15 protein-coding genes are annotated in these 15,730 nt (G+C 60.2%); 12 read left to right on the top strand and 3 right to left on the bottom strand.

All coding sequences use genetic code 11. The features are described 5' to 3' along the window. The first annotated feature begins 2 nt into the window (after window positions 1-2). Genes pstA through phoR form a run of 5 tightly spaced genes read left to right on the top strand, consistent with a single transcriptional unit; the run spans window position 3 to window position 4,320 of the window. Window positions 3-740 carry a phosphate ABC transporter permease PstA gene (pstA, locus tag IGW03_RS16240; protein ID WP_228535279.1) on the top strand — a complete coding sequence of 246 codons (738 nt, stop codon included), beginning with the start codon at window positions 3-5 and terminating at the stop codon, window positions 738-740. A 4-nt stretch (window positions 741-744) separates the two neighbouring features. After that, complete coding sequence (gene pstB / locus IGW03_RS16235; protein WP_194723615.1) at window positions 745-1,551, top strand: phosphate ABC transporter ATP-binding protein PstB; 807 nt, start codon at window positions 745-747, stop codon at window positions 1,549-1,551. Between the two features lie 39 nt (window positions 1,552-1,590). Continuing rightward, window positions 1,591-2,298: a phosphate signaling complex protein PhoU gene (gene phoU, locus IGW03_RS16230; protein ID WP_194723608.1), complete on the top strand. Its 708-nt coding sequence runs from the start codon at window positions 1,591-1,593 to the stop codon at window positions 2,296-2,298. 2 nt (window positions 2,299-2,300) lie between these two features. Continuing rightward, the gene (locus IGW03_RS16225) at window positions 2,301-2,990 is read left to right on the top strand and encodes a response regulator (protein WP_194723607.1); all 690 of its coding nucleotides are present in this window, start codon (window positions 2,301-2,303) and stop codon (window positions 2,988-2,990) included. Window positions 2,991-3,000: 10 nt separating this feature from the next. After that, window positions 3,001-4,320: a phosphate regulon sensor histidine kinase PhoR gene (gene phoR, locus IGW03_RS16220; RefSeq protein WP_194723606.1), complete on the top strand. Its 1,320-nt coding sequence runs from the start codon at window positions 3,001-3,003 to the stop codon at window positions 4,318-4,320. 129 nt (window positions 4,321-4,449) lie between these two features. On the opposite strand, the gene IGW03_RS16215 is transcribed toward phoR, so the two are convergent. Continuing rightward, window positions 4,450-5,472, bottom strand: coding sequence for a Fe(3+) ABC transporter substrate-binding protein (locus tag IGW03_RS16215; RefSeq protein ID WP_194723605.1), 1,023 nt, complete (start codon window positions 5,470-5,472; stop codon window positions 4,450-4,452). Between the two features lie 227 nt (window positions 5,473-5,699). On the opposite strand from IGW03_RS16215, the gene IGW03_RS16210 reads away from it, so the two are divergent. Continuing rightward, a complete protein-coding gene (locus IGW03_RS16210; RefSeq protein ID WP_194723614.1) occupies window positions 5,700-6,638 on the top strand; it encodes a patatin-like phospholipase family protein in 939 nt (312 codons plus the stop codon). 39 nt (window positions 6,639-6,677) lie between these two features. On the opposite strand, the gene IGW03_RS16205 is transcribed toward IGW03_RS16210, so the two are convergent. Then, entirely contained in the window at window positions 6,678-7,151 is a 474-nt protein-coding gene (locus IGW03_RS16205; protein WP_228535618.1) for a C40 family peptidase, read from the bottom strand. 178 nt (window positions 7,152-7,329) lie between these two features. Between IGW03_RS16205 and IGW03_RS16200 the strand changes: the two genes are divergently transcribed. The 5 genes from IGW03_RS16200 to greA all read left to right on the top strand — a co-directional run bounded on the left by IGW03_RS16200 (window position 7,330) and on the right by greA (window position 14,187). Continuing rightward, a complete protein-coding gene (locus IGW03_RS16200; RefSeq protein WP_194723603.1) occupies window positions 7,330-8,466 on the top strand; it encodes a response regulator in 1,137 nt (378 codons plus the stop codon). Between the two features lie 92 nt (window positions 8,467-8,558). Next, complete coding sequence (locus IGW03_RS16195) at window positions 8,559-8,966, top strand: GlcG/HbpS family heme-binding protein (RefSeq protein ID WP_194723602.1); 408 nt, start codon at window positions 8,559-8,561, stop codon at window positions 8,964-8,966. Window positions 8,967-9,235: 269 nt separating this feature from the next. Next, window positions 9,236-10,387: a glutamine-hydrolyzing carbamoyl-phosphate synthase small subunit gene (gene carA / locus IGW03_RS16190; protein WP_194723601.1), complete on the top strand. Its 1,152-nt coding sequence runs from the start codon at window positions 9,236-9,238 to the stop codon at window positions 10,385-10,387. Beyond that, on the top strand, window positions 10,380-13,610 hold the full coding sequence (gene carB / locus IGW03_RS16185; RefSeq protein ID WP_194723600.1) for a carbamoyl-phosphate synthase large subunit: 3,231 nt from the start codon (window positions 10,380-10,382) through the stop codon (window positions 13,608-13,610). Before carA ends, carB begins: the two co-directional genes overlap by 8 nt. A 100-nt stretch (window positions 13,611-13,710) precedes the next feature. Continuing rightward, window positions 13,711-14,187, top strand: a complete 477-nt coding sequence (gene greA, locus IGW03_RS16180; RefSeq protein ID WP_194723599.1) for a transcription elongation factor GreA — start codon at window positions 13,711-13,713, stop codon at window positions 14,185-14,187. 307 nt (window positions 14,188-14,494) lie between these two features. Here greA and yhbY read toward each other — a convergent pair whose 3' ends face one another. After that, entirely contained in the window at window positions 14,495-14,968 is a 474-nt protein-coding gene (gene yhbY, locus IGW03_RS16175) for a ribosome assembly RNA-binding protein YhbY (RefSeq protein ID WP_194723598.1), read from the bottom strand. Between the two features lie 35 nt (window positions 14,969-15,003). Here yhbY and IGW03_RS16170 point away from each other — a divergent pair, with 35 nt between their 5' ends. Continuing rightward, window positions 15,004-15,651 carry an RlmE family RNA methyltransferase gene (locus IGW03_RS16170; protein ID WP_194723597.1) on the top strand — a complete coding sequence of 216 codons (648 nt, stop codon included), beginning with the start codon at window positions 15,004-15,006 and terminating at the stop codon, window positions 15,649-15,651. Window positions 15,652-15,730 lie beyond the last annotated feature (79 nt).

Genomic DNA, 15,730 nt, shown 5'->3' with positions numbered 1-15,730 from the left:
CCCTGCTCATCAAGGGTTTCAGCGCACTGAGCATCGCCATGTTCACCGAAACCACGCCGGCCCCGGGCGGCGAGGGCGGCGGCCTGATCAATGCCATCGTCGGCAGCCTGCTGATGGTGGGCGCGGCAACGCTCATCAGCACGCCGGTGGGCATCCTGGCCGGCATCTACCTGGCCGAGTACGGCGAGGAAAGCTGGCTGGCGCAGGTCACGCGCTTTGTCACCGACATCATGCTCTCGGCGCCGTCGATCGTGATCGGCCTGTTCGTCTATGCGATCTACGTGGCCAACGTGAAGCATTTTTCCGGCTGGGCCGGCACGTTTGCGATCTCGCTCATTGCCATTCCGGTGGTGGTGCGCACCACCGACAACATGCTCAAGCTGGTGCCGAGTAGCCTGCGCGAGGCGGCGTTCTCGCTGGGCGCGCCGCGCTGGAAGGTGGCGATGATGGTGCGGCTGCGGGCGGTGAAGGCGGGCGTGATCACGGGCGTGCTGCTGGCGGTGGCGCGCATCTCGGGCGAGACGGCGCCGCTGCTGTTCACGGCGCTCAATAACCAGTTCTTCAGCGCCAACATGAATGCGCCGATGGCCAACCTGCCGGTGGTGATCTACCAGTTTGCGATGAGCCCGTACGACAACTGGCGCGAACTGGCCTGGGGCGGCGCGCTGCTGATCACCTTCAGCGTGCTGGGCCTCAATATCCTGTCGCGTACCCTGTTCAGCCAGAAAATTCCCAACTGACATGATGACTTCTACTACACCACAGCTCGCACAGTCTGCACAGTCCACACAGCTGGCGGCACCCACGCTGGAAATCTCCGGCCTGAACTTCTATTACGGCAGTTTCCAGGGCCTGAAGAACGTCAACCTCAATATCTACGAGAAGAAGGTGACGGCCTTCATCGGCCCGTCCGGCTGCGGCAAGTCGACGCTGCTGCGCACCCTCAACCGCATGTACGACCTGTACCCCGGCCAGCGCGCCGAAGGCAAGATCATGTACAACGGGCGCAACATCCTCGATCCCGGGCAGGACGTCAACATGCTGCGCGCCAAGGTCGGCATGGTATTCCAGAAACCGACGCCGTTCCCGATGTCGGTCTATGAAAACATCGCCTTCGGCGTGCGCCTGTACGAAAACCTGTCCAGGGGAGAGATGGACGAGCGGGTGGAATGGGCGCTGAAGAAGGCGGCGCTGTGGGGCGAGGTCAAGGACAAGCTCAACAAGAGCGGCCTGAGCCTGTCGGGCGGTCAGCAGCAGCGGCTGTGCATCGCGCGCGGGGTGGCGGTCAAGCCCGATGTGCTGCTGCTGGACGAGCCGACCTCGGCGCTGGATCCGATCTCGACGGTGAAGATCGAGGAGCTGATCCACGAGCTCAAGCAGGATTACACGATCGCCATTGTGACGCACAACATGCAGCAGGCGGCGCGCTGCTCGGATTTCACTGCCTACATGTATCTGGGCGAGCTGGTCGAGTTCGGCGAAACCGACCAGATCTTCATGAATCCGGCGAAGAAGGAAACCCAGGATTACATCACCGGCCGTTTCGGCTGAGGCGGTGTAAGCTACTCATGAATCTTTAAGGAGAACCTGATGCCAGGCGATCACTCTTCCAAGCAATACGACATGGATCTCGAAGCGATCCGCTCGAAGGTTCTGCTGATGGGCGGCATGGTGGAAAGCCAGTTCAACGATGCGATCAGCTGTTTCCGCACCGGCAATATCGCCCAGGCTGAGCAAGTCATCAAGGGTGACGAAAACGTCAACAAGCTGGAGGTCTCGCTCGACGATACCTGCAGCCACCTCATCGTCAAGCGCCAGCCGGCGGCCAACGACCTGCGCACGGTGATGGCGACGCTGAAGGTGATCACCGACCTTGAGCGGGTCGGCGACGAAGCCACCAAGATTGCGCGCACAGCGAAAAACCTGCACGAGCGCGGCACTGTCGGCGTGCTGAATCATTACGAGTCCATCAGGGTACTGGCAGCCAGCGCTTCCGAATCGCTGCATGACGCGCTGGATGCGTTCGCGCGGCTGGACGGCAAGCAGGCCGCCCGCATCATTTCCCACGACGATGTCATCGACCATGAATTCCGGGCCATCACCCGCACGATGGTGACCTTCATGATGGAAGATCCGCGCACCATCTCGGCGGCGCTCGATACGCTGTGGGTTGCCAAGGCGATCGAGCGGATCGGCGATCATGCGAAGAACATTGCCGAGTATGTCATCTATGTCGTCGAAGGCAAGGACATCCGGCACACCGATTATGTTTATACCAAGCTGGACACTTCCGTCTGATCATGGCCGTTGACAAGACCACAATACTGATCGTCGAAGACGAACCGCCCATCATCGAACTGGTGTCCTTCACGTTGAAGGAAGCTGGCTGGAACTGCACGGCGGCGCACACCGCGAGCGAAGCATGGGAATTCATGCAGATGCGCACGCCGCACATGGTGCTGCTGGACTGGATGCTGCCCGACCAGTCCGGCCTGCGACTGCTGTCCCGCATCCGCGGCGACCGCCAGCTGCAGGCGCTGCCGGTCATCATGCTGACCGCGAAGAGCATGGAAGAAGACAAGATCGCCGGGCTCGACAACGGTGCGGACGATTACATCACCAAGCCGTTTTCGCCGCGCGAGCTGACTTCGCGCATCAAGGCGCTGCTGCGCCGCAAGAGCCCGGAGCATGCGCAGTCGCCGATGAGCGCAGGCGTGGTGACGCTCGATCCGATCAGCTGTTCCGTGATGCTGAACGAACAGAAGATCGACATCGGCCATGCCGAGTACAAGCTGCTCAAATTCTTCATGGCCCATCCGGAAAGGGTGTTTTCGCGCAGCCAGCTGCTCGACAAGGTATGGGGCGACCACGTGGCCATTGAAGAGCGTACCGTCGACGTGCATGTGCTGCGCCTGCGCAAGGCGCTCAAGGAAGCCGAGTCGATGATCAAGACCGTGCGCAGCGTCGGCTACATGCTGTCCGAGAAATAGCTAGGCAGAGATGAATCCCCGGCTGATTTTCTGGATCCCCGCTTTTCTGCGCCTAGCCCTCGTCCTGGCCGGAGGCGGCGTTGTCTGGTATTTCTTCGGTCCCGTATTGGGATTGGCGGCGGCCTTGGGCGGCCTGTGCGTGCTGCTCATCGTGCAGCTGCATTACCTCTACCAGCTTGCCGACTGGCTCGACCATCCGAGCAGCGCCAGGCTGCCCGACGGCTGGGGCGCCTGGACCGACATCTTTTCACGGCTCTACAAGCTGCGGCGCGGCGACGAGCGCAACCAGGCCGAACTGGCGGAGTGGCTGGCCCGGTTCAGGCAGGCGATGAGCCTGCTGCCGGACGGCGTGGTCATCATGGATGACGTGCTCTTTCTCGAATGGTGCAATCCGGCCGCGGAAAAGCATCTCGGCCTGCGCATGGACCGCGACAAGGGAATGCGCGTCACCAATCTGATCCGCAGTCCGGAATTCATTGATTACATCATCCTCGGCCGCTATGAGCAGCCGCTGATGCTGGCCGTGCGCGACCGCAAGCTCATCGTCCAGATCATTCCTTTCGAGAACCGGCGCCAGATTCTGGTGACGCATGATGCGACGGAATCGGACCGCATCGAAACCATGCGCCGCGATTTCGTCGCCAATGCCTCGCACGAGTTGCGCACGCCGCTCACGGTCATCAACGGCTTTCTGGAAATCGCCTGCAGCCAGCCCAATCTGGACGTGAAGACCAGGATGAGCCACCTCAAGCTGATGAGCGAGCAGGGGCAGCGCATGCAGAACCTGATCGAGGACATGCTGACGCTGACCCGGCTGGAGTCGGTAGATTACCCGCTGCGGCTGGAACGCATCGACATGGAGCTGCTGGTCGAGCAGATCCAGCAGGATGCAGGCGCCTTGTCGAACGGCCGCCACCAGATCACGTCGGAGATCGACGGCCCCGACATCAAGGGCAATACCGACGAACTGAGAAGCGCATTCGGCAACCTCGTCTCGAATGCGATCCGCTACACCCCCGAGAATGGCGCCATCCATATTTCATGGAAGATGAGCGAAGAGGGGCCGCAATTCTCGGTGCGCGACAACGGCATCGGCATCCGGCCGGAGCATATCTCGCGACTGACCGAGCGCTTCTATCGGGTGGACAAGAGCCGCTCCCGCGAGACGCAGGGAACCGGCCTTGGCCTGGCGATCGTCAAGCATGTGCTGCTGCGCCATGATGCTGCGCTGACGATCGATTCCGAACCGGGCAAGGGCAGCACGTTCACGGTGCGTTTCCCGCGCCGGATGATCGCGGAAGGCTACGCCGAGAAAACAGTTCGGGCATGACTGCCTGCGCCTGCCGACCTGCAGCCATGCCCGATGTCGAGAAGAGCAGGGCGGGCACGTGGAGAACCCCGGATAGAACCGGCGCGCCTTGCGCCGGTTTCCGCCGCCCCTCGGCTTGAATACGCCTGCTTACTTGTAGCCGACGCGATCCAGAATCTTCTGGGCAGCGATCTGGTTCTTGCCGATCGTGGCGATCGACACATTCTCCGCCTTGAACTTGCCCAGCGATTCCAGCGCCGGATTGGAAGCCACCGCGGATTTCACTACCGGCCATTCGTTGTTGCCATTCGCGAAATAGGTCTGGGCTTCGTCGCTGGCCAGGTATTCGAGGAATTTGACGGCAGCCTCGCGGTGCGGGGCATTCTTGGCGACGCCGCCGCCGGAAATGTTCAGGTGCGTGCCCGAGGTTTTCTGGTTGGGCCAGATGAAGCCGACCTTGCTGATCAGCTCCTTGTCTTCCGGCTTGTTCGAACGCAGCAGGCGCACGTAGTAATAGGTGTTCGCCACGGCGACGCCGCATTCGCCGGTTGCCACGCCCTTGATCTGGTCGGTGTCGCCGCCGCGCGGAGGGCGCGCGAAATTGTTCACCACGCCTTGCGCCCATTTCTCGGTCGCGGCTTCGCCATTGCGTTCTATCATCGAACCGATCATCGACAGCATGTAGGGATGGGAGCCGGAGCGGGTGCAGACCTTGCCCTTGTTCTTCGGATCGGCCAGCGACTCGTAGGTCGACACATCTTCCGGATTCACATTCGCCTTGTTGTAGACGATGACGCGTCCGCGTGTCGAGAAGCCGTACCACTCCGAGCCGTTGCCGTCATCCTTGCCGCGCAGATTGGCCGGAATGCGCGCATCCAGCACCTTGGACTTGACCGGCTGGAACAAGCCCTCGATCTGCGCACGCCACAGGCGTGCCGCATCGACCATGAGAATCACGTCGGCAGGGCTGTTCTTGCCCTCGTTCCTCAATCTTTCCAGCAAGGGATTGTCTTCGGCCTCGATGCGGTTGATCTTGATGCCGGTCTGCTTGGTGAAATTGGAATACAGCTGCTCGTCGGTCTGGTAATGACGGGAGGAGTAGAGGTTCAGCACCTTCTCTTCCTGGGCAATGGCGGATGACGATGCCGTTGCTGCGAAGAGTGTAGTCAACATAAGGCCCAGGATCATCGGGCGTTTGGCAAAACGAATCATCGTGAGGCTCCTTTTTGGACTGGGATTTTTATCGCGAGAGTATAACGTTTTGCCAACAAATGCTAATCATTCTCATTATGTTCTGCCGTCGCCACCGGTGCGGCGTCCGCTACAATGCAAACTTGCCGCAGGGCCAGTTCGAGTACAAGCAGGCCCTGTGTTGTTGTCCTGTCATCAGAAACGTCTTCATGTTCTTGCCGAAAAGTCTTGCCTATCTCTTGCTGTCTGCCTCCTTGCTGGCTGCGGCAGGATGCTCAACCATCTCGCCCTTGGCGAAACCGCCTGTTTCCGAGTCTGCAGCTCCGGCCTCGGCTGCGGCGAAAGCACCGCGCAACCTGAAAATCGGGCTGGCGCTCGGCGGCGGCGCGGCGCGCGGATTTGCTCACATCGGCGTCATCAAGGCGCTGGAGGCGCAGGGCATCGTGCCCGATATCGTCGTGGGAACCAGCGCCGGCAGCCTTGTCGGAGCGCTCTACGCCGCGGGCAACAACGGCTTTGCGCTGCACAAGATGGCGCTAGAAATGGATGAAGCCGCCATTTCCGACTGGTCCGTTCCGCTTTTTGCCAAGGCGACCGGCGTGCTCAAGGGCGAAGCCCTGCAAAGCTATGTCAACCGCAGCGTCAACAATCTGCCGATCGAAAAGCTCAAGATCCCGTTCGGCGCGGTGGCTACCGACCTAAACAGCGGCGCGCCCATCCTCTTCCGCAGGGGCAATACAGGCCTGGCGGTACGTGCGTCGTCGGCAGTGCCGAGCGTGTTCCAGCCTGTGCGCATCAGCGATCATTCCTATGTTGACGGCGGCCTGGTCTCCCCGGTCCCTGTGCGCTTCGCTCGCGAAATGGGCGCCGACTTCGTCATTGCGGTCAATATTTCTTCGCAGCCCGACGCACAGCCCGCGTCGAGTTCGGTGGACGTCCTGCTGCAGACCTTCGCCATCATGGGGCAAAGCATCAACCACTATGAATTGCGTGATGCCGACGTCGTGATCCAGCCTCGGCTCGGCACAATGAAGGGAAATGATTTCCCGGGGCGTAATACCGCCATCCTGGCGGGCGAACAGGCAACCGCCCAGTTGCTGCCCGAACTGCGCAAGAAGCTCGTCGCAAAGCGCGAGCAGCCGCTATAAGAGCGGCTGGGCAGGTTCCAGGCGGGAAATGTAAGACGCTTACTCTGCGGCCTGATTGATCCGCCTGGCGCCGTTGAAGCGGTTCTTCCAGTAGCTGATATCCATGCGCTCGATGCGCACCTGTCCGCCGGCGGAGGGCGCATGGATGAACTTGTTGTCGCCCAGGTAGATGCCGACATGGGAGAACCCGCGCCGCAGGGTGTTGTAGAAGACCAGGTCGCCAGGCTGCAGTTCGCCCGGTTCCACGGTCTGTCCGACGCGGCTGATCTCTTCGGAAGTGCGCGGAAGCTCCGCGCCCGTGACCTGCTTGAACACGTAACGAACCAGGCCGCTGCAATCCAGCCCGCTTTCCGGCGCGTTGCCGCCGTAGCGGTACCGGATTCCGATCATGCTCATTGCATGAAGCGCAAGTTCCGAGGCGCGCGAGGTAATGCCTTGCAGTTTCGCCAATGGCCCTGTTGGTGGTGCAGGAGGCGAGGTTTCATCGGCGAAGGCCGAGGCGGTCAGGACCATGGCAAGCGCCAGCGTGGATATTCCAAACCTCACACCTTTCCGAATTCCGCGCGTCGTTGTCATGCTGTTAATGTTTAATCGAAGCAACGCCGCCAATGTAAGGGATGAAAGCCAACCTGTCAAAAAAAGTTTCTCAAGAGTATGCTTTCCCCATCGCTATTTTCATAACTACAAGACCATGGCTGCAAGCGAGATCGACATCCCGGTAAGGCCTCGTATCCTGATTGCGGACGATTCCCGCATCGTGCGGCTCGCGCTGATCAAGCGCATCGACGGCATCTTCGACTTCCGGGAAGCCTGCAACGGCGAGGAGGCATGGGAGATGCTGCTGGCTGATGGGCATATCAAGGTGCTGATCACCGATCTCACCATGCCTCGCCTGGACGGTTACGGCCTGCTGCAGCGCATACGGCAGTCGAGCATCACGCGCCTGCGCGAAATGCCGGTAGTCGTCATTTCCGGCAGCGATGAACAGGTCGAAAGGGAGCGCGCCCTTGCCGCCGGAGCCAGCGATCTCATCACCAAAGGCATGGAGACTGCGCACCTGGTATCGCGGCTTGACGTTCTTGCCAAGCTGGTCGCCACCCGGCAGGAATTCCGGCGCGGCCTCGAAGTCTTGGCGCAGCACGTCCGGGAAGGCATCGCTACGGAATTTCCGGCGAAGGAAATATTCGAGGCGGAGGCTTCCAGCCTGCTTCGCCATGCCGTCCAGAGCGGACGCGATGCGGTGCTGCTCAATGTCAAGATCGCACTGCGGCAACCCGCCGGCGAAGACTGCTCGGATGTCCCGGCGAGAACGGTGATGGCCGCCATTGGCGGGCTGTTGCGCCGTACGGTTCGGCAGACCGACCATGTCGCCCAGACCGGTGAGGCCGAATTCATGCTCGCCACCGGCGGTATCAATGCCGATGCAGCACTCGTTTTCGCCCGGCGCATCTGCCATGCCATTGCCGATGCAGATCTTCCCGATGCCGGAGGCGGTATCGTCGCCTGCTGCGGCATCGCATCGCTCTCCGACCGCAGCGCGGCGGAAGGCGCCAGCTTGCCCCGCATGCAGGATATTGCCCGGAGGAGGGCGGGGCTGGGTATCGCGCAAGGATTCATCGGCGCAGTCGGCGAAGAGGAGGAGCGTGTCGCCTCCGGCGGCGGTGCGCTGATGGCGATCGAGCATTCCGACAGCGCCGTCCCGGACGCCGCAACGCTGCTGCGCTGGATCAAGGAGGGCAGACGCGATCGGGTAGGTCCCTATCTCGACAAGCTTCCTGCGGAACTGCAATCGCTTGCGGAGCTTGTGATGAAGCGCAGTCCGATCTAAAAGAGCGGAGCGGGCCGAGTCAATGTTGCAGCGCGCTGTGCGCGGGAAGTATGCCTTGTCGTACAATCCACGCTTCTTCAGAAGGAGCAGAAATGCAAACAAAACCGGTTCTCACACTCGACGACGCTAAAAAGATTGCCGCAGCCGCAGAAGCGGAAGCAAAGGCAAACAACTGGGCAGTCACGATTTCCATCGTGGACGACGGCGGCCACCTGCTGTGGCTGCAGCGCCTCGACAATGCCGCACCTATTTCGGCAAGCATTGCACCGGCCAAGGCCAGGACTGCGGCACTCGGCCGCCGCGAAACCAAGGTCTATGAAGACATGATCAACAACGGCCGCTATTCCTTCATCACTGCTCCCGTGATCGAAGGCATGCTCGAAGGCGGCGTGCCCGTCGTCGTGGAAGGGCAGTGCATCGGCGCGGTCGGCGTATCGGGCGTCAAGTCGTCGGAAGACGTGCAGATCGCCAAGGCCGGCATCGCGGCTCTCGGCCTCTGAGTCATGTTCTTTTTTCATTGCCCGAAAGGCAATGAACAGCCCGATGGAGAGGCAATTGCCGGCGCTCCGGCAACAGGTTTTTCGCTCTCCTTCGGGTTTGCAGTGAAGGTGGTTCTCGGCTATAATCTTGGGGTTTAACTAATCCAGTCCGCCGTAGCGCATACCCCTTCCATCTCGTCCCAAAAAGACCCGTGACATCCAGCGCAAGCCGTTTGGTTGACGGTCGTTCTGGCGCGGCGCAGCGGCGGTAACCATCTCAGGAGTTACCCTTGCTGCCATTTTTTTCTGGCCAATCAGTTCCGGCCATCCTTGCGCTTGCAGATGGGTCGATTTTCCAGGGTTTTTCTATTGGTGCCCCCGGTCATACGATCGGTGAAGTCGTGTTCAACACGGCAATGACAGGCTACCAGGAAATCCTGACCGATCCCAGCTACAGCCGCCAGATTGTCACTCTGACTTATCCGCATATCGGCAACGTCGGCGTCAATGACGAAGACGTCGAGGCCGACCGCATTCACGCCGCCGGCCTGATCATCAAGGATCTGCCGCTCTTGGTGTCCAACTTCCGTTCCAAGCAGAGCCTGTCCGACTATCTGAAGTCGCAGAACGTGGTGGGCATCGCCGGAATCGATACCCGCAAACTGACCCGCATCCTTCGCGAAAAGGGCGCGCAGAACGGCGCCATCCTCGCCGGCGAGGCCGATGTCGAAAAGGCGCTGGCACTGGCGAAATCCTTCCCGGGACTGGCCGGCATGGATCTCGCGAAAGTCGTGTCGACGAAAGAGTCCTACGTGTGGACCGAGACCGAATGGAAGCTCGGCCAGGGCGTGGGCAAGCAGACCGATCCGAAATACCACGTCGTCGCATTTGATTACGGCGTCAAGCGGAACATCCTGCGCATGCTGGCAGAGCGGGGCTGCAAGATCACCGTGCTGCCGGCGCAGTCGACAGCCAAGGACGCGCTTGCTCTCAACCCCGACGGCATTTTCCTTGCCAATGGTCCCGGCGATCCCGAGCCCTGTGACTACGCGATCGCGGCTACCAAGGAACTGATCGACCGCGGCATTCCGACCTTCGGCATCTGCCTCGGCCACCAGATCATGGCACTTGCTTCCGGCGCCAAGACGCTCAAGATGAAGTTCGGCCACCATGGCGCGAACCATCCGGTGCAGGACCTGGATACGAAGCAGGTAATGATCACTTCGCAGAACCATGGTTTCGCCGTGGACCAGGCTACCTTGCCGTCCAACTGCCGCGTGACCCATGTATCGCTGTTCGACGGCTCGCTTCAGGGCTTTGCCCGCACCGACAAGCCGGCGTTCTGCTTCCAGGGCCACCCTGAAGCATCGCCCGGTCCGACCGACGTCGCCCCCTTGTTTGATCGCTTCGTGGCGATGATGGAGAAACACAAAAATGCCTAAGCGCACCGACATTAAAAGCATTCTGATCATTGGCGCCGGCCCGATCATCATCGGCCAGGCTTGCGAATTCGACTATTCCGGCGCACAGGCCTGCAAGGCGCTGCGCGAGGAAGGCTACCGCGTCATCCTGGTCAACAGCAATCCGGCGACCATCATGACCGACCCGGAAATGGCCGATGTCACCTACATCGAGCCGATCACCTGGCAGGCGGTGGAGCGCATCATCGACAAGGAGCGTCCGGATGCCATCCTGCCGACCATGGGCGGCCAGACCGCGCTGAACTGCGCGCTGGACCTGCATCGCAACGGCGTTCTCACCAAGTACGGCTGCGAACTGATCGGCGCCACGCCCGAAGCCATCGACAAGGCCGAGGACCGTTCCAAGTTCAAGGCCGCGATGACCAAGATCGGCCTCGGCTCCGCACGCTCGGGCGTGTCGCACACCATGGACGAATCGTGGGCGGTGCAGAAGGAGATCGGCTTCCCGGTCATCATCCGTCCCTCGTTCACGATGGGCGGCACCGGCGGCGGCATCGCCTACAACCCTGAAGAATTCGAAACCATCTGCAAGCGCGGCCTCGAAGCGTCTCCGACTTCCGAATTGCTGATCGAGGAATCGCTGATCGGCTGGAAAGAGTACGAGATGGAAGTGGTCCGCGACAAGAAGGACAACTGCATCATCGTCTGCTCGATCGAGAACCTCGATCCGATGGGCGTGCATACCGGCGACTCGATCACTGTCGCGCCGGCACAGACCCTGACCGACAAGGAATACCAGATCATGCGTAACGCATCGCTTGCGGTGCTGCGCGAGATCGGCGTCGATACCGGCGGTTCCAACGTGCAGTTCGCGGTCAATCCCGCCGACGGCCGCATGATCGTCATCGAGATGAATCCGCGCGTGTCGCGTTCATCCGCGCTGGCTTCGAAAGCCACCGGTTTCCCGATCGCGAAGGTCGCCGCCAAGCTGGCGGTGGGCTTCACGCTCGACGAACTGCGCAACGAGATCACCGGCGGCCAGACCCCGGCATCGTTCGAGCCCAGCATCGACTACGTGGTCACCAAGGTGCCGCGTTTTGCATTCGAAAAATTCCCGACGGCAGACGACCACCTGACCACCCAGATGAAGTCCGTCGGTGAAGTCATGGCCATTGGCCGCACCTTCCAGGAGTCCTTCCTGAAGGCGCTGCGCGGCCTCGAAGTCGGCGTCGACGGCATGAATGAAAAGACGACCGACCGCGAAACCATCGAGGAAGAACTCGGCGAGCCGGGGCCGGAGCGCATCTGGTACGTCGGCGATGCGTTCGCGCAAGGTTTCTCGCTCGAGGAAGTGCATCAGCTGACGCATATCGACCCGTGGTTCCTGGTCCAGATCAAGGAGATCGTGGACATCGAACTGTGGCTGGAAAAGCAGTCTCTCGAGTCGCTCGACAAGACCACGCTGTTCAAGTTGAAGCAGAAGGGCTTCGCCGACCGCCGTCTCGCCAAGCTGCTCAAGACGACCGACAAGGCGGTCCGCGAGCGTCGCCGCGAACTGAACGTGCGTCCGGTCTACAAGCGCGTCGACACCTGCGCGGCCGAATTCGCGACCAAGACTGCCTACATGTACTCGACCTATGACGAAGAGTGCGAATCGCAGCCGACCGACAAGAAGAAGATCATGGTGCTGGGCGGCGGTCCGAACCGTATCGGCCAGGGCATCGAGTTCGATTACTGCTGCGTGCACGCAGCGCTCGCGATGCGCGAGGATGGCTATGAAACCATCATGGTCAACTGCAACCCCGAAACCGTTTCGACCGACTACGATACCTCCGACCGTCTTTACTTCGAGCCGCTGACACTGGAAGACGTGCTCGAAATCGTCGACAAGGAAAAGCCCCATGGCGTGATCGTCCAGTACGGCGGCCAGACGCCGCTCAAGCTGGCGCTCGACCTCGAAGCTAACGGCGTGCCCATTGTCGGCACTTCGCCGGACATGATCGATGCCGCGGAAGACCGCGAGCGTTTCCAGAAGCTGCTGCAGGAACTGAACCTGCGCCAGCCGCCGAACCGCACCGCGCGCACCGAGGAAGAAGCGCTTCGCCTGGCGCAGGAAATCGGCTATCCGCTGGTGGTTCGCCCGTCCTACGTGCTCGGCGGCCGTGCAATGGAAATCGTGCATGAGCAGCGCGACCTCGAGCGCTACATGCGCGAAGCGGTCAAAGTGTCGAACGATTCTCCGGTGCTGCTCGACCGCTTCCTCAACGACGCCATCGAAGTCGACGTGGACTGCCTTTCCGACGGCGAGCGCACCTTCATCGGCGGCGTGATGGAACACATCGAGCAGGCCGGCGTGCATTCCGGCGACTCCGCATGCTCGCTGCCTCCGTATTCGCTGTCGAAGGAAACCATCGAAGAACTCAAGCGCCAGACGTCCCTGATGGCCAAGGGACTGAACGTTGTCGGCCTGATGAACGTGCAGTTCGCGATCCAGCAGCAGGAAGTCGACGGCGCATTGAAAGATATCGTCTACGTTCTGGAGGTGAACCCGCGCGCATCCCGTACCGTGCCTTACGTATCCAAGGCAACGGGGCTGCAGCTGGCGAAGATCGCCGCGCGCTGCATGGTCGGCCAAACGCTAGACAGCCAGGGCGTCAAGCATGAAGTCGTGCCGCCTTACTACTGCGTCAAGGAAGCCGTCTTCCCGTTCAACAAGTTCCCGGGCGTCGATACCATTCTCGGACCGGAAATGAAGTCGACCGGCGAGGTGATGGGTGTCGGCAAGACCTTCGGCGAAGCCTTCGTGAAGTCCCAGCTCGGTGCCGGCGTCAAGCTGCCGAAGTCGGGCAAGGTGTTCCTGAGCGTGAAGAACAGCGACAAGCCGCGCGCAGTGCAAGTCGCCAAAGACCTGGTCGACCTCGGCTTCTCGCTGGTGGCGACCAAGGGCACGGCATCTGCGATCAGCTCCGCCGGCATTCCGGTGACGGCGGTCAACAAGGTGGTCGAAGGCCGCCCGCACGTTGTCGACATGATCAAGAACAACGAGATCGTCCTGGTGATCAACACGGTCGAAGAAAAGCGGACGGCGATTGCCGATTCCCGCGCGATCCGTACGTCGGCGCTGCTGGCGCGGGCAACCACCTACACGACGATTGCCGGAGCCGAGGCTGCCGTGCAAGGTTTGCGCCATCTCGACGAATTGCACGTCTACGATTTACAAGGCCTGCATAAGTCTTTACACTAAGCTGACAAGTTTCAACTTAGCCACAGAGCTCACAGACGGTGCCGGAGTTATCCGGCACTTTTTGTGACCTCTGTGGTTTTCATTTCTTGAAAAGAAAACCATGAGCACAGTTCCTATCACCAAGTACGGCGCAGAGCTTCTGAAGGAAGAACTGCACCGTCTGAAGACCAAAGACCGTCCTGCCGTCATCAACGCCATTTCCGAGGCGCGTGCCCAAGGCGACTTGTCCGAGAACGCGGAGTATGATGCCGCAAAAGAACGTCAAAGCTTCATCGAAGGCCGCATTGCCGAACTCGAAGGCAAGCTGAGCGCAGCCCAGATCATCGATCCCAAGACCCTTGATGCCGAAGGCCGCATCGTGTTCGCGTCCACAGTGGATCTTGAAGATCTGGAAACCGGCCAGAAGGTGACTTATCAGATCGTCGGCGAGGATGAGGCCGACTTGAAGGAGTTGAAGGTGTCCATCACTTCGCCGATCGCACGTGCGCTCATCGGCAAATATGCAGGCGACGTCATTGAAGTGAACGCGCCTTCGGGCATTCGCGAATACGAAGTCCTTGAAGTACGTTACATCTAAGTCTGAACGATCGGATTGATGTAATCAGCAGTGCAGGTCGCCCTCGGCGACATCGGTGCAGTTAGTCATTGACAGCGCCGATGGAGCCGGCGGCGGCCAAAAGTAAAAGCCTCAGCCTCGGCGCCGGGATTGCACCGAACGATGGTGAAATATCCATGAGCAGACTTGGACTTTGCCTTATTCCAGCCGGGTCGCGATCTTCCCGAATGAACGGAATTGACGCGCTAGATCGGCGCGGCAATCCAAATTTCAGAAACCGGACGGTGACAGCGCAGCTTGGGTTGGCTGGGAGCAGCGGGAGAGAAGCTTAGCGGCGACCGAGGGCAAGCTTTTTTGAACTGGTCTGGCGCGGCTTGGCTCGCTTGACGTTTCCGCCGGCAGTCACCCGCTCATTTCCCTTCAGAACGACCTTGGTCACCGTCGGACGCTTGGTTCCGCTCGGGCTGGGCTTGACGATGGTGACTTCGCGCAGTCCCTTGCCGCGCTTGTCGCTGCGTTCCTTTGCGGCTTCCTTCTTGGGGCGGTAGAGCACGAGCAGCTTGCCGATATGCTGGATCGGCGCAGCATCGAGTTTTTCGCAGATCGATTCATACATTTCGATGCGGGCTTCGCGGTCGTCGCCGAACACGCGCACCTTGATCAGTCCATGCGCATTGAGGCTGGTATCGATTTCCTTGAGAACCGAAGGCGTCAGTCCCGATTCGCCGATAATGACGACCGGATTGAGTGCATGGGCTTCGGAGCGAAGCGCGCTCCGCTCCGCAGGGGTAAGTTTCAACATATTTAATGATTCCTTAAAAGCGGTATTCTACGCGAATGGCCAAGAACAAATTCAACAAAAACTGGTTGCACGACCATATCAACGACCCTTACGTCAAACTGGCGCAGAAGGAGGGTTATCGTGCGCGGGCCGCTTACAAGCTCAAGGAAATAGACGAAGACGAAAAGCTGATCCGGCCCGGACAGGTCATCGTCGATCTCGGCAGCACTCCCGGCAGCTGGTCGCAGTATGTGCGCAACAAGCTGGCAGGGCAGGCCGGAGGCGGCATCCATGGCACGATCATCGGCCTCGACATGCTGCCCATGGACCCGATTGCCGACGTTCATTTCATTCTTGGAGATTTCCGCGAGCAGGAAGTGCTGGACCAGCTGGAAACGGTGCTCGCCGGCCGCAAGGTGGACCTGGTGCTGTCAGACATGGCGCCGAATCTGTCTGGAGTCGCGATAACCGACGCCGCCCGCGTCGAGCATATCATCGATCTGGCAATCGACTTTGCGCGTGCGCATATGAAACCTTCGGGGGCGCTCCTCGTCAAATGTTTCAACGGGACAGGCTATACCCAGCTGGTCGAAAAATTTCGACAGGAATTCAAGACCGTTACCCAAAAGAAGCCCAAAGCCAGCAGGGACAAATCCTCCGAAATCTTTTTGCTTGGAAAAGTTCTGAAAAACCCTTCTCAATGACAAGTTATTTTCTTGTCAATTCTTGATTTTCCCGGTTCCTCACCGCACATGCAGCCTAGCAAGCGCTGGTTAATGCGAG

The organism is Noviherbaspirillum malthae (genome assembly GCF_015352985.1).
In the GTDB taxonomy this organism is placed as follows: Bacteria; Pseudomonadota; Gammaproteobacteria; order Burkholderiales; family Burkholderiaceae_D; genus Noviherbaspirillum; species Noviherbaspirillum malthae.
This window is presented reverse-complemented; position numbering and strand designations above follow the sequence as displayed.

What these genes read in the sequence shown, in the direction of transcription:
- pstB (WP_194723615.1), top strand. Translation starts at nt 745, where the DNA reads ATGACTTCTACTACACCACAGCTCGCACAGTCTGCACAGTCCACACAG.
- phoU (WP_194723608.1), top strand. Translation starts at nt 1,591, where the DNA reads ATGCCAGGCGATCACTCTTCCAAGCAATACGACATGGATCTCGAAGCG.
- IGW03_RS16225 (WP_194723607.1), top strand. Translation starts at nt 2,301, where the DNA reads ATGGCCGTTGACAAGACCACAATACTGATCGTCGAAGACGAACCGCCC.
- phoR (WP_194723606.1), top strand. Translation starts at nt 3,001, where the DNA reads ATGAATCCCCGGCTGATTTTCTGGATCCCCGCTTTTCTGCGCCTAGCC.
- IGW03_RS16215 (WP_194723605.1), bottom strand. Translation starts at nt 5,472, where the DNA reads ATGTTGACTACACTCTTCGCAGCAACGGCATCGTCATCCGCCATTGCC.
- IGW03_RS16210 (WP_194723614.1), top strand. Translation starts at nt 5,700, where the DNA reads ATGTTCTTGCCGAAAAGTCTTGCCTATCTCTTGCTGTCTGCCTCCTTG.
- IGW03_RS16205 (WP_228535618.1), bottom strand. Translation starts at nt 7,151, where the DNA reads ATGGTCCTGACCGCCTCGGCCTTCGCCGATGAAACCTCGCCTCCTGCA.
- IGW03_RS16200 (WP_194723603.1), top strand. Translation starts at nt 7,330, where the DNA reads ATGGCTGCAAGCGAGATCGACATCCCGGTAAGGCCTCGTATCCTGATT.
- IGW03_RS16195 (WP_194723602.1), top strand. Translation starts at nt 8,559, where the DNA reads ATGCAAACAAAACCGGTTCTCACACTCGACGACGCTAAAAAGATTGCC.
- carB (WP_194723600.1), top strand. Translation starts at nt 10,380, where the DNA reads ATGCCTAAGCGCACCGACATTAAAAGCATTCTGATCATTGGCGCCGGC.
- greA (WP_194723599.1), top strand. Translation starts at nt 13,711, where the DNA reads ATGAGCACAGTTCCTATCACCAAGTACGGCGCAGAGCTTCTGAAGGAA.
- yhbY (WP_194723598.1), bottom strand. Translation starts at nt 14,968, where the DNA reads ATGTTGAAACTTACCCCTGCGGAGCGGAGCGCGCTTCGCTCCGAAGCC.
- IGW03_RS16170 (WP_194723597.1), top strand. Translation starts at nt 15,004, where the DNA reads ATGGCCAAGAACAAATTCAACAAAAACTGGTTGCACGACCATATCAAC.